11 protein-coding genes are annotated in these 13,090 nt (G+C 51.3%); 9 read left to right on the top strand and 2 right to left on the bottom strand.

The annotated features are described in order from the left end of the window. Nucleotides 1–45: 45 nt before the first annotated feature. Nucleotides 46–1,359: a histidine kinase gene (locus tag ACWAU0_RS21240; RefSeq protein WP_458137852.1), complete on the top strand. Its 1,314-nt coding sequence runs from the start codon at nucleotides 46–48 to the stop codon at nucleotides 1,357–1,359. Beyond that, nucleotides 1,356–2,000, top strand: a complete 645-nt coding sequence (locus ACWAU0_RS21235; RefSeq protein WP_458137851.1) for a response regulator transcription factor — start codon at nucleotides 1,356–1,358, stop codon at nucleotides 1,998–2,000. Before ACWAU0_RS21240 ends, ACWAU0_RS21235 begins: the two co-directional genes overlap by 4 nt. A 98-nt stretch (nucleotides 2,001–2,098) precedes the next feature. On the opposite strand, the gene ACWAU0_RS21230 is transcribed toward ACWAU0_RS21235, so the two are convergent. Beyond that, on the bottom strand, nucleotides 2,099–2,929 hold the full coding sequence (locus ACWAU0_RS21230; RefSeq protein ID WP_458137850.1) for an HDOD domain-containing protein: 831 nt from the start codon (nucleotides 2,927–2,929) through the stop codon (nucleotides 2,099–2,101). Nucleotides 2,930–3,075: 146 nt separating this feature from the next. After that, entirely contained in the window at nucleotides 3,076–4,827 is a 1,752-nt protein-coding gene (locus ACWAU0_RS21225; RefSeq protein ID WP_033158087.1) for a methyl-accepting chemotaxis protein, read from the bottom strand. Between the two features lie 125 nt (nucleotides 4,828–4,952). Between ACWAU0_RS21225 and ACWAU0_RS21220 the strand changes: the two genes are divergently transcribed. The 7 genes from ACWAU0_RS21220 (at nucleotide 4,953) to ACWAU0_RS21190 (ending at nucleotide 13,080) form a co-directional block, all read left to right on the top strand. Beyond that, entirely contained in the window at nucleotides 4,953–5,435 is a 483-nt protein-coding gene (locus tag ACWAU0_RS21220) for a low molecular weight protein-tyrosine-phosphatase (protein WP_458137849.1), read from the top strand. Nucleotides 5,436–5,457: 22 nt separating this feature from the next. After that, nucleotides 5,458–6,177, top strand: a complete 720-nt coding sequence (locus tag ACWAU0_RS21215; protein WP_458137848.1) for a dienelactone hydrolase family protein — start codon at nucleotides 5,458–5,460, stop codon at nucleotides 6,175–6,177. Between the two features lie 126 nt (nucleotides 6,178–6,303). Then, nucleotides 6,304–8,919, top strand: a complete 2,616-nt coding sequence (gyrA, locus tag ACWAU0_RS21210; RefSeq protein WP_458137847.1) for a DNA gyrase subunit A — start codon at nucleotides 6,304–6,306, stop codon at nucleotides 8,917–8,919. A 2-nt stretch (nucleotides 8,920–8,921) separates the two neighbouring features. Next, complete coding sequence (gene serC / locus ACWAU0_RS21205) at nucleotides 8,922–10,001, top strand: 3-phosphoserine/phosphohydroxythreonine transaminase (RefSeq protein ID WP_458137846.1); 1,080 nt, start codon at nucleotides 8,922–8,924, stop codon at nucleotides 9,999–10,001. Between the two features lie 10 nt (nucleotides 10,002–10,011). Further along, nucleotides 10,012–11,097: a prephenate dehydratase gene (gene pheA, locus ACWAU0_RS21200; RefSeq protein WP_458137845.1), complete on the top strand. Its 1,086-nt coding sequence runs from the start codon at nucleotides 10,012–10,014 to the stop codon at nucleotides 11,095–11,097. 11 nt (nucleotides 11,098–11,108) lie between these two features. Beyond that, the gene (hisC, locus tag ACWAU0_RS21195) at nucleotides 11,109–12,212 is read left to right on the top strand and encodes a histidinol-phosphate transaminase (RefSeq protein ID WP_458137844.1); all 1,104 of its coding nucleotides are present in this window, start codon (nucleotides 11,109–11,111) and stop codon (nucleotides 12,210–12,212) included. Continuing rightward, a complete protein-coding gene (locus ACWAU0_RS21190; RefSeq protein WP_458137843.1) occupies nucleotides 12,205–13,080 on the top strand; it encodes a prephenate dehydrogenase in 876 nt (291 codons plus the stop codon). The genes hisC and ACWAU0_RS21190 overlap by 8 nt, the downstream gene beginning before the upstream one ends. The last annotated feature ends 10 nt before the right edge of the window (nucleotides 13,081–13,090 follow it).

Raw genomic sequence — 13,090 nt, 5'->3', positions numbered from 1 at the left:
GGAAGCTAGACGGGATAATAGAGGGTTTTCAACGCACTCCATGTCATGAGCCTTCGCTACCAGATTATCTGTCGCATCCTGCTGTCTTCGGTTTGTATTTTGGTATTGGGCGGGGCGATTGCGGTCTGGCAAGCCCGCCAAGCGGTCGAGAAGGAGGTGGATGCCTCGATTCATCTGGCCTTGCAGCTGATCACCTTGGGCATCACCGATACGCCGGTATTTCAACAAAGCGACGATTTATCCCGCTTCAGCGCCTTGCGGCAAACGCGGCATTTGAGCATTCAATTGCAAAAGCCGGACGGACAGTTAATCCATTTCGCCGGCGAAAATCAACCGACCAATCCCGAAGAAATGCCGCCTAGTTGGTTTATCCGCTTGGTGAAGGGCGACTATCCCAAAGTCGAGCATCAGCTGAACATGCAGGACGGCAAGTTATTGACGCTGATTATTCAGGCTCAGCCGCTCGATGAAATCACCGAAGTCTGGCAGGAAAGCGTGGCGTTTTTTGCGTCGATTTCCTTGTTGACTATGTTGACTTTTCTAGCGGTTAATCTGGTATTTAATAAGTCTTTGCAATCGATTGCGGTCATCGTGGACGCCTTGCGCCTGATCGAAACCGGCCAATATCGGCAACAATTGCCGCCATTTTCCACGCAGGAATTCGATGATATTGCCAAGGCAATCAATCATATGACGGTTGAATTGGAAAAAACCCGCCAGGAAAATCGCGCATTGACACAGCATTCGCTAGCCATTCAGGAAGAAGAGCGCCAACGTCTGTCGCAGGAGTTGCATGACGAATTTGGTCAATCCCTGACGGCAATCAAAGTGATGGCCGTTACGGCGGCACATCGCAAAGCCGACGCGGCGAAAATAACCACGACAATCGCGGAAATTTGCGATCACTTAATGACCGTGGTGCGTTCGATGATGCAGCAATTGCATCCTCTGGTCTTGACCGAGTTGGGATTGAAGGCCACTTTGGAAGAGATGGTAAATCATTGGTCGGAACGCAATGCCGACCTGCGGCTGACGATTCGCTGTAGCGATGCGGTGGACGGTTTGGATAAAAATCTGACTATTCAGGTGTTTCGGGTGATTCAGGAGTGTTTGACCAATGTGGTGCGCCATGCACAAGCGCATAGCGTGACTATCGACTTGGATAAGCTGGATCTCCCCCAGGCATGTTTGCAACTTAAAGTGCAGGATGACGGACGCGGCTGCGATTTGCAGACTACCACTCAAGGCTTTGGTTTGCTGGGCATAAAAGAACGCATCAAGTCGCTGGACGGCGAGTTGCAGGTGTTGTCTCGCCCTGGCTCAGGTATGTTGGTTAATGCGCGAATCCCACTCGTATGAATAACAAGATAAAAATCGTGTTGGTGGACGACCACCTGGTAGTGCGGGCTGGTTTTAAAATGCTGTTGGCTGCCGGGGATAGTGTCGAAGTCATTGGCGAAGCCGAGCGTGGTGAACAGGCTATTCAGCTTTATCAAGAATTACAGCCCGATATGTTGGTGATGGATTTGTCCATGCCAGGGATTGGCGGTTTGGAAACGATTCGGCGGATCATTCAGCGCGATAGTGAGGCAAGAATTTTAGTATTTAGTGTGCATCATGAACAAGTTTATGTCAGCCGGGCATTGGCAGCCGGCGCGCAGGGCTATATCACCAAAAATAGCGCTCCCGGTATTCTTGCCGAAGCGATAGCGGCAATTATGGCTGGCCAACAGTATGTCGAGCGCGGTTTGGTTAAGGGGGGCGGGGAAGAGCAGCAGTACACCGGTTATCAAGCGATAATAGCCGGTTTTTCCGCACGCGAGTTCGATGTATTTAGTTTGCTTGCCCAAGGGTTGACGGTGCATAAGATCGCCGATCAGCTGTGTCTGGGCCATAAAACTGTGGCGAACTACGCCACGCAAATCAAGAAAAAGCTCCAGGTTGACACTACCACAGAGCTTGCTCATATTGCGGTCAATTTGGGGATGACGGCGCGCTGATAGTTGGTTTTAGGGCGCGGGGGGGGCTGAGAAGGAATAAATTAGCCGTCGTTCAGGCAAAATAATTTCGTCTGAACGATTATCGAAAATTATGTTTCTTAATCCAGAAGGCCGTCGAGCTCAGATTTAGCCTCTAGAACATCCGGCAATTTTTCCTTGAGAAGTTGCTCCGATAGGCCTAAAAGTGCGGTGACTTGATTGGGTAGCGAAGCCAAAATTTGATTTTCATCCAAACCCTGATCCTGGCAGTCGCTGATTGCATGGGCGAGAAAAACTGCGCAAGCTAACTTGTTTGGCGCGTCCGCGGCCAGAGGTTCCGCGGATTGTTCGATGGTTTCGACCAATTCGTCAGCAAATTTCCAGCGACGGCAAAGCTCCGCGCAGACTGCCGGGCTGGTATAGCCCAAGCGCCTTTTTTCAATTTCAAGTCTGACGTTGCCGTTTTTTACATGCTGATCAATTTCGTTGGCTTCACGGGGGCTGCCAATGTGAATGAGCAGGTTGCCCAGATTGCTGATTAGCCCGGCTGTATAGGCGATGTCGGCTGCCAGGCCCGCTTGGGCCGCGAACCATCTTGCATAACCTGCTGTGCGAAAACTATTCCGCCAGCTTTGTTTGACATCGAAATTATCCAATTGCGGTACCACACCGACAATCCCGGATGCGATCACCAAGGTTTTCAGCTGGTTCATGCCCAGTAAGGTGATGGCTTCATCTATAGAGCCAATTTTACGGGATAAACCAAAATGCGCGGAGTTGACCAAACGCAGGATTTTTAAAACAATCACCTGCTCTTTTTCCACGTTTTTGGCTATGTCGAGCATATCCGCGTTGGGATTGTTTAGCTGATTGATGAGGGATCTTACGACTTCGGGTACTTGCGGAATTTTGTGGATTTCATCGAACAGTTGGTTCATTTTTGTGGGCATGTCTTCATCCTTAAGCTACGAAACTGTAATTATTCTTAGTGAATTATAGCCAGCCTCGGCGAACAAACCGTACAAATTTAACATTGGATATGGTCCCGGCGCGCCCTGAATAATGGTTACGCCGGGCCGAGCAGATAGAGTTTGCGCTAGGTCTTAAAGTTTCCAACCATGGAGCGTAACTGATTCGCCAGGTCAAGTAATTCGTGGCAGGCATCCGCCGTATTTTTCGCGCCAATCGAAGTCTCTTCGGATACCCGGCTGATATTGCTGATGTTGCGATTGATTTCCTCGGCTACAGCGGTTTGCTCCTCGGCCGCGCTGGCTATCTGATTATTCATATCGTTAATGGTATCGATACGTTCGCTGATAGTGGTTATCGAACCGCCGGCGGATGCGGCTTGCTCTACGCTGGAGTTGGCGCGGCTTCTACCGTTTTCCATCACGGCCACGGCCTGTTTCGCGCGGTCCTGCAAGCGTTCGATGGTTTTTTGAATTTCCAAAGTGGAATTTTGGGTACGGCTGGCCAAGGTTCTGACTTCATCCGCTACTACCGCAAAGCCTCGACCTTGCTCTCCAGCCCTGGCGGCTTCTATGGCGGCGTTCAGTGCCAGCAAATTGGTTTGCTCGGCAATACCTTGAATCACGCCTAATACCTCGCCAATACTGTTACTGTCGTTTTCCAGTTCGTGTATCACATTGGCGGCGTTTTCCACTTCAGACGCCAAGCTGTTGATGCCATGCACCGCATCTTTCACGATGTTTTTGCCTGACGACGCTTCACGGTCGGCGATTTCCGCGGCTTCCGATGCTCTAACGGCATTTTTGGCGACTTCTTGCACCGTCGATGTCATTTGCTTCATGGCATTAGCCACCAACGTGGTTTCGTGCAATTGTCGCTCGACACCGGCTTGAGTCGATTGCGTGATATTCGCAAGCTTGTGAGAAGAGCTGGCCAGTTTTTCGCTGGTGGAGCTGATCTGGTCGATGGTTTTGGCTATTTTGCGCACGAAGGTATTAAAACTCGATGCAATCCAGGCAAATTCCGACTTGCCGCTCGCATCCAGGCGAGCCCGCAGGTCGCCTTCGCCACTACCGATGTCCTGCAGTTTCAAAGCCAATGCTGTCAGCGGACCGATGATGATTTTGCTCATCGTGAAGTAGCCGGTAAAACCGATGATGATCAGTGTTATGCATAAGAAGCCGATAGCGTAGAAGGTATTATTCTTCAGCTCGGCTAGCGCCACGCTGAATGGGGTGACGATCTCAAATGCACCATGCAAGTCGCCGGCGTGGCGATTTTCCATCGGATACCCCAGTAAATCTTGGCCCTTTTCGTTATTCCAGAGACTTTGCGACGTCTTGGGGTCGCCATGGCACAATTCGCATTGTTTGACTAATTTGACCGGGCGTAAATAGCGGACTTCCTGTTTTTCTTCGTCTACGTAGCTGAAGTCTTGGGCGGACGGGTTGCTTCTGAAAAACTCCAGCGCTTGACGCTCGATGTCATCCGCTGCGTTCCGGGGGTTTCGGGGGTTAAGAGACGGTGCTTTGAAACGAAAGCCGTGCTCTTTGGCTTCTGCTTCGATGACATCCCAGGCATTGGCCGTCGGTACGGTGGCGATCACCAGTTCTCTGGCTTTAGAGCTACCTTTTTGTTCGACCAATTGCATGAGTTGCTCAGGCGTGTAGATGCCGGCTTCCCATTTTTTTACGACATTGTCGCGGATTGATTCGGACAAAGTGAGTAGTTGCCGCGAGGCTTTGATTTCCCGGTCAATCAGCTTTTGTTTCTCAAAGCTTGAGTAAACAACCAAAATGGCTATGCCTAAAAGTGTTAGCACCGACATGGTGATAGAAACCACCTTTACCCCTACAGAATGCCAGTTCATCATCAACATCCGAAACTCCCCTAAAATACGCTTTAAATTTCTTGTATTAACTGTCTTTCCAGTACTGCCCTGAAGACATGCCAACCGAGTATAGCTTACAATTTAGCGTCAACTATTCTAAAAACTTAACAACTATGCGGAAAATCAAGGTTTTGTTTGTGTGTATGGGTAACATCTGTCGATCGCCCACCGCAGAAGGCGTTTTCTCTCATTTAGTGTCTACAAGAAACCTGGCGGAGCGCTTTCAAATAGATTCAGCCGGTACCCATGCCTACCATGTTGGCGATGCGCCCGATCTGCGCGCGCAAAAAGCCGCTCGCGACAGGGGGATTGAATTGAAACATCTGCGGGCGCGCAAAGTTGTGTCCGCAGATTTCGAAGCGTTCGATCACATTCTGGTCATGGACGACGAAAATCACGCCGTACTAAAAGAAGCCTGTCCGATTGATTTGAGTCATAAAATTCGCCATTTTCTCGATTATGCACCGCACTTGAATCAACGCGAAGTGCCAGACCCTTACTACGGTGGCAGTTATGGTTTTGAGCGGGTGCTGGATATGGTCGAAGAGGCATCTACGGGATTTTTGCAGGCATTGCAACAAACGGGCGAGCTTTAATTAACCGGATAGGAAAAAGCTTATGGCAATAATATCGAATACGGTCAGTTACCTGGATCGCGACACGGTGCTGGAAGGTTTTTTTGCTTACGACGATGCGATTGGCGGTCAGAGACCGGTGGTGTTGATCCATCATGCTTGGGGTGGGCGAGACCAGTTTGTGGCTGACAAGGCCTTCAAGTTGGCGGAATTGGGTTACTTGGCGTTCGCTACCGATATGTACGGCAAAGGCGTCCTAGGTAAGACGCCGGAACAAAACGCCAAATTGATGCAACCCTTCATACAAGATAGGGCGAAATTGCAACAGCGCTTACAAGCGGCACTATCCACAGTCAAGCTGATGCCTTGGGCCGACAACGCCAAGATTGCGGCGATAGGCTTTTGTTTTGGTGGTTTATGCGCGCTGGATTTGGCGCGGACCGGTGTGGATATTCGCGGGGTAGTGTCGTTTCATGGATTGCTAAGTGCGCCTGAAAATATCCCGAACCCCCAAATTAAGGCTAAGGTACTGGTGTTGCATGGCTATGACGACCCTATGGCCTCCGTTGAGCAAGTACTTGCCTTGCAAGACGAATTAACCAAGGCAGGTGCGGACTGGCAGTTGCATAGCTACGGGCATACGATGCACGCCTTTACCAACCCGGTGGCTAATAATCCTGATTTTGGTACCGTTTATCAGCCGGTTGCTGATCGCCGGTCTTGGCAGGCGATGCAAAACTTTTTGAGCGAGATTTTTGCCTGACGGCAGAGGGTGGCGTTTGCTATAATCGACGGCTTTATAAACCTGTTAGCCATGCTTAAATGGAATTGATGCTTCAGGCTAACCCGTCGATCGATAAGCTTTCGACTGCACTGGAACCACGGACCCATGTCAGACTTCGCTAAAGAAATTATCCCCGTCAATCTCGAAGACGAGATGAAACAATCCTACCTCGATTACGCCATGAGCGTGATCGTCGGCAGGGCGCTTCCCGATGTCAGAGACGGCCTCAAGCCGGTGCACCGTCGCGTCCTTTACGCGATGAACGAGCTCGGAAACGACTGGAACAAACCTTATAAAAAGTCGGCGCGTATCGTCGGTGACGTGATCGGTAAATACCATCCGCATGGTGATACAGCGGTTTACGACACCATGGTGCGGATGGCGCAGCCGTTTTCCTTGCGCTACATGTTAATCGATGGTCAAGGCAACTTCGGTTCGGTGGACGGTGATTCGCCGGCGGCGATGCGGTATACCGAAGTGCGAATGGCGAAAATCGCCCATGAATTACTCGCGGACCTGGATAAGGAAACCGTGGACTTCGTTGCCAACTACGACGAATCGGAATCTGAACCCACGGTGATGCCGACTCGGGTGCCTACTCTGTTAGTCAATGGCTCTGCCGGCATCGCGGTCGGTATGGCCACTAATATTCCTCCACATAATCTGGGTGAGATTATCAGCGCCTGCCTGGCCTTGATCGAAAACCCCGATCTGACCATCCCTGAATTAATGCAAATTGTGCCGGGACCGGATTTTCCGACCGCAGGGATCATCAATGGTGCTTCCGGTATTTTTGAAGCGTATGCCACCGGTCGTGGCCGGATTTATCTGCGTGGCCGCAGCCATTTTGAAGACATTGGCGATAGTGGTCGCCAAGCTATCATCACCACTGAATTACCGTATCAGGTCAACAAAGCCCGCTTGCTGGAAAAAATCGCCGAATTGGTTAAAGAAGGTAAGTTAGACGGTATATCGGGCCTGCGCGACGAATCCGACAAGGACGGCATGCGCATGGTGATTGAACTGCGTCGTGGTGAAGTGCCGGACGTGGTGCTAAATAATCTGTACAAACAAACCCAGATGCAGACCGTATTTGGTATCAATATGGTTGCTCTGTACGATGGTCGGCCGCATTTGATGGGGTTGAAAGACATTCTCTTAGCGTTTGTAGACCACCGGCGGGAGATCGTTACCCGCAGAACCATTTATAACCTGCGCAAGGCGCGAGAAAGGGCGCATATCCTCGAAGGTTTGGCGGTTGCATTGGCCAACATTGATGAGATGATCGAGCTGATCAAATCCTCGCCCAGCCCGCAAGAAGCCAAAGTCGGCTTGCTAGCGCAGACCTGGAATGCCGGTTTGGTTGCGGCCTTGCTGGATAGAGCCGATGCGGATCGTTCGCGGCCGGACGATTTGTCTATCGAATTTGGCTTGGTAGACGGCTCTTACCGCTTATCCGAAAATCAGGCGCAAGCTATTTTGGATTTGCGTCTGCATCGCTTGACCGGCTTGGAACAAGAAAAAATCGTCAACGAATACAAGCAACTATTGGAGTTGATAGACGAATATCTGCATATTCTCGGTAGCGATGTGCGTTTGATGGAAGTGATCCGCGAAGAGCTGGAAGAGATCAAAACTCAATACGGCGATACCCGCCGCACCGAAATCGTCCAGGATTATTCAAATCTGTCCGCTGAAGACCTGATTACCGAAGAAGATATGGTGGTGACGATGTCGCACGAGGGTTACGTGAAAACCCAGCCGCTCAGCGATTACAAAGCTCAGCGCCGCGGCGGCCGTGGCAAGTCGGCGACTGCAACGAAGGAAAACGATTTCGTCGAAAAACTAATCATCGCTAATACTCACGATACGATTCTGTGCTTCTCGTCCGCGGGTAAGGTCTATTGGTTGCGGGTGTTTAATCTGCCGGTCGCCAGCCGGGCATCGCGCGGCAAGCCGTTTGTGAATCTGTTGCCGCTGGAAGAAGGCGAGAAGATCAATGCGATGTTGCCGGTCCGTGAGTACAGTGCGGATAAATACATTTTCATGGCCACATCATCGGGTACCGTGAAAAAAACCCCGTTGCCCGAGTTCGAACGCCAGCGCAGTAACGGCAAAATCGCTATCGATCTAAATGAAAACGACACTTTAGTGGGCGTGGCGATTACAGACGGGCAGCAAAACGTGTTGTTGTTCAGCAGTGATGGCAAAGCGGTGTGTTTCAACGAAACCGATGTGCGCTCCATGGGCAGGACCGCTACCGGCGTACGCGGTATCCGTCTGCAGGAAGGCCAAAAAGTCATATCCTTAATCATCGCCAGCGAAGGCACGGTGTTGAATATCACCGAAAACGGTTACGGCAAACGCACTAAGCTGGAAGAGTTTACCCAGCATAGGCGCGGCGGGCAGGGCTTGATCGCAATTCAAACCTCCGAGCGGAATGGTGCGGTAGTCGGCGCGGTATTGGTTAACGATACTGACGAGATCATGTTGATCACTGACGGCGGTACGCTGGTGCGGACACGGGTTAAGGAAATTTCCATCGTCGGCAGAAATACTCAAGGTGTTACCGTCATTCGTCTGGATAAGGGCGAAAGAGTCGTTGGTGTTGATCGTATCGATGGTCTGGGCGATGAAGACGATGTGGACGGCGATATTGACGAAAACGATGTTGATGTGGTGGAAACCGACAGCGCCGAACAAGGCGGAGAAGAGGAGTAACGATGGCAAGGATTTATAACTTTAGCGCCGGTCCGTCCATGTTGCCGGAATCGGTACTGCTGCAAGCTCAACAAGAGATGTTGAATTGGCAAGATAGCGGCATGTCGGTGATGGAAATGAGCCACCGCGGCAAACATTTCATGGCCATCGCCGAAGCGATGAAAAATGATTTGATAGAACTGCTCGGTATTCCTGCTAATTACAAAGTGCTGTTCCTGCAAGGCGGTGCCAGCGCGCAGTTCGCGCTGATTCCGCAGAATATTCTCAACGGCAAAACCAAGGCCAGTTACGTGAACACCGGCGCCTGGTCTACCAGCGCCATCAAAGAAGCCGGTAAATATTGCGAAGTACAGCTCGCTGCCACCTCGGAAGCCGAAAAATTTACTACTATTCCAGCGCTCGATACCTGGAATATCGATAAAGACGCCGCTTATCTGCACTACACCTCCAACGAAACCATTCACGGCGTGGAATTTTCCGAAGTTCCCGACGCGGGGGATTTGCCCTTGGTGTGCGATATGTCTTCGAACATTTTGTCGCGTCCGGTCGATGTCAGCCGCTACGGCATTATTTACGCCGGTACACAAAAAAACATGGGGCCATCCGGCGTGACCGTGGTCATCGTTCGCGAGGATTTGGTCGGGTTGGCACCGAAATCCGTGCCAGCGGTTTTTGATTATCAGCAGCAAGCAAAAGCCGATTCGATGTTAAACACACCGGCCACTTATAACTGGTATTTGCTAGGTCTAGTGTTGCAATGGCTGAAACAGCAAGGCGGCATTGTAGCCATCGAACAACGTAATATCGCCAAGGCAGCCAGATTATACCAAGCCATAGATGAGTCTAATTTGTACAGTAACCCGGTGGTCAAGGAATACCGTTCCAGAATGAACGTGCCGTTCGTGTTAGCCGATGCGGCTCTGGATAAAGAGTTTTTGACGCTGGCCGAGAAAAATGGCTTGGGTTCCCTGCAGGGTCATCGCTCGGTCGGAGGCATGCGCGCCAGTATTTACAACGCCATGCCGGAAGCTGGGGTCGATGCCTTGATCGATTTCATGGCCGAGTTCGAACGTACTCACTAAGCAATCCAAAATGACGGCGATTATTCCTTTATCGGAGCTGCGCGAACGTATCGACGCGATTGATCAGCAAATATTGCAGTTGATCAATCGGCGGGCGGAGTGCGCTATTGAAGTAGCCAGAACCAAAATGGCCGAAGGCGAAACCGGTAGTTTTTACCGTGCTGATCGCGAAGCTCAGGTGTTGCGCAAAATCAAGGAGCTGAATCCGGGCCCGTTAAGCGACGATGCCTCGGTGCATCTATTCCGGGAATTGATGTCGGCTTGTTTGGCTTTGGAAAAACCCTTGGAAGTGGCGTTTTTGGGGCCGGTTGGCACCTTTACCCAGCAAGCAACCTTCAAACATTTCGGTCACGCCGTGAAGGGTATTCCGGTGGCGACAATACCGGAGATTTTTTTGGCGGTGGAAACCGGTCATTGTCAATTCGGCGTGGTGCCTGTGGAAAATTCCACCGAAGGCGTAATTGCGCATACGCTGGACCGTTTTATGACCACGTCCTTGCAAATTTGCGGCGAAGTCGAAATCCGGGTGCATCAAAACCTACTCGGTAAAATGGACACGTTGGCGGCGATTAACGAAGTCTATTCGCATCAACAATCCTTGGCGCAGTGTCGGCAATGGCTGAATAGCTATTTGCCGGGTGTGCCCTGCACGGCGGTCAGCAGTAATGCCGAAGCCGCCAGGCTGGCGTCTTTGGACCACAATAAAGCGGCGATAGCCGGTCTGATGGCGGCCGAATTGTATGAGTTGAACATCATCGAGCAACACATCGAGGATGAATCCAACAATACCACACGCTTTATCGTCATCGGCAAACAGCAGCCGGCATCCACCGGGCTGGATAAAACATCCATTTTGGTGTCCACCGGCAATCAAGCCGGCGCCTTGCATAAGATTTTGGGGCCGTTTGCAGAATACGGCATCAGCATGGCGCATATCGAGTCCAGGCCATCGCGGCAGGGTTTGTGGGAATACGTGTTTTTTATCGATATTGATGGTCATCGAGACGATCCCGACGTGGCCAAAGCACTGGAAGCCCTGCAAAACAACGTCAAAATGTTGAAAATCCTCGGCTCTTATCCAAAAGCCGTCATTTAATCTTTAATTCGATGAACAAATTTTTAGAACTTGCTACTGCCGGCGTTCAACAGCTGGTGCCTTATGTGCCCGGTAAACCGGTGGATGAATTGCAGCGCGAGCTGGGTATCGCAGAAGTCATCAAGCTGGCTTCCAACGAAAATCCATTGGGCACCGGCGCCAAAGTCGCGGCGGCCATTCAAGCAACCTTGCCCGAATTAACCCGCTACCCCGACGGTAGCGGTTTTACATTGAAAGCCGAATTGTCGGCCAAATTAAATGTAGCACCCGAGCAAATTACCCTGGGTAACGGTTCCAGCGAAATTCTGGAATTGGTGATGCGGACTTTCGTTATGCCGGAACTGGAAGTAGTGTTTTCCCAGCACGCATTCGCGTTATATCCGATTCTGACGCAAGCTGTCGGCGCCAAAGCCAAAGTGGTGCCGGCTAAAAATTACGGGCATGATTTGGCGGCAATGCGGGCGCAAGTCGGTCCAAAAACCCGAGTCGTGTTTATCGCCAATCCCAATAATCCGACCGGTACTTTGCTGGATAAAAACGAACTGGAAAGCTTTATCGCTGATTTGCCGGCCGATGTGCTGTGCGTCTTAGACGAGGCTTATTACGAGTTTGTCGATCCTGCCGTGCGAACCGAATCGTTGGCTTGGCCGAATCGTTATCCGAATCTGATTATTGCCCGTACGTTCTCCAAGGCCTACGGCTTGGCGGGTTTGCGCATCGGTTACGGAATTTCCTCGCCTGACATCGCCGATTTGTTGAACCGGGTCCGTCAGCCTTTCAATTGCAGCATGTTGGCGTTAGCTGCAGCAGAAGCAGCACTGGGAGACGCCGATTATCTGAATCAGACCGTGGCTCTTAACAATGCCGGCATGGTGCAATTGACCAACGCTTTTAAGGAATTGGACTTACCGTGGATACCTTCATCCGGCAATTTTGTTTCCGTAGATGTGAAACAACCGGCGTTGCCGATTTACGAGGCCTTGCTGCGCCAGGGTGTGATCGTGCGGCCGGTCGCCAATTACGAAATGCCTAACCACCTGCGTGTCAGCATCGGCACCGAACGTGAGAACGCCATATTTATAAAAGCATTGCGCGAGGTGCTGAGCGGTGTTTAACCGCCTGTGCGTCATCGGCATCGGTTTGATCGGCGGTTCTATTGCCAGGGCCGCGCGTGCCCAAGGCATATGTCGCGAAGTCGTTGCCTACGGCCGCGAGAAAAATCTGCCAAATATGCAATTGGCGAAGCAACTCGGTGTCATCGACCAGTTTTACACTGACATAGCCGCTGCGCTGGAAAATACCGATTGCGTGATTATCGCGACGCCGGTCGGCAGCATGCGGGCTATCTTCGAACAAATTAAACCTTATTGGAACCCGGACACTATTTATAGCGATGCCGGCAGCACCAAGGGCAGCGTGGTATCCGCGCTGGAAGCGGTCTTCGGCAGCGTACCGACGAATTTTGTGCCTGCGCATCCGATTGCCGGCGCCGAGCGCAGCGGTGTGGATGCTTCGACCGTCGATTTGTTTGTCAATCGCCGCCTGATCCTGACGCCGCTAGAAGGCACCGATAAGGTGGCGCTGGCGAAAATCCATGCATTTTGGGAAAAGATCGGCTCCAGCGTTTCGGTGATGTCGGTAGAACATCACGATACCGTGCTGGCCGCCACCAGCCATTTGCCGCATATTTTGGCTTTCGCCTTGGTCGGTTTATTGGGGCGCAAGGACGAACAGCGCGAGATATTCAAATATGCCGCCGGCGGTTTCAGGGATTTCAGTCGTATCGCCTCCAGCGATCCGACCATGTGGCAGGACATCTGTCTGGCCAATAAGCAGGAAATCGTGCCCTTGATTCGCCAGTTTCAAGCGGAATTAAGCAAAATAGAACAATTGCTGGTTGAGGATAAGTCTGCGCAATTGTTTGAAACCTTTACGTATGCCAGAAATGCCCGGCAGCGTTTTCTCGATCAACAAGAAGACTAAGAAGATTAAC

The sequence above is a fragment of the Methylomonas sp. Uni0009 genome, assembly GCF_054188105.3.
The sequence above is the reverse complement of the archived record's forward strand: the minus strand, read 5'-3'. Positions and strand labels throughout refer to the sequence as shown.

Coding starts and splice junctions, on each gene's coding strand:
- ACWAU0_RS21240 (WP_458137852.1), top strand. CDS start 46: ATGAGCCTTCGCTACCAGATTATCTGTCGCATCCTGCTGTCTTCGGTT.
- ACWAU0_RS21235 (WP_458137851.1), top strand. CDS start 1,356: ATGAATAACAAGATAAAAATCGTGTTGGTGGACGACCACCTGGTAGTG.
- ACWAU0_RS21230 (WP_458137850.1), bottom strand. CDS start 2,929: ATGCCCACAAAAATGAACCAACTGTTCGATGAAATCCACAAAATTCCG.
- ACWAU0_RS21225 (WP_033158087.1), bottom strand. CDS start 4,827: ATGTTGATGATGAACTGGCATTCTGTAGGGGTAAAGGTGGTTTCTATC.
- ACWAU0_RS21220 (WP_458137849.1), top strand. CDS start 4,953: ATGCGGAAAATCAAGGTTTTGTTTGTGTGTATGGGTAACATCTGTCGA.
- ACWAU0_RS21215 (WP_458137848.1), top strand. CDS start 5,458: ATGGCAATAATATCGAATACGGTCAGTTACCTGGATCGCGACACGGTG.
- gyrA (WP_458137847.1), top strand. CDS start 6,304: ATGTCAGACTTCGCTAAAGAAATTATCCCCGTCAATCTCGAAGACGAG.
- serC (WP_458137846.1), top strand. CDS start 8,922: ATGGCAAGGATTTATAACTTTAGCGCCGGTCCGTCCATGTTGCCGGAA.
- pheA (WP_458137845.1), top strand. CDS start 10,012: ATGACGGCGATTATTCCTTTATCGGAGCTGCGCGAACGTATCGACGCG.
- hisC (WP_458137844.1), top strand. CDS start 11,109: ATGAACAAATTTTTAGAACTTGCTACTGCCGGCGTTCAACAGCTGGTG.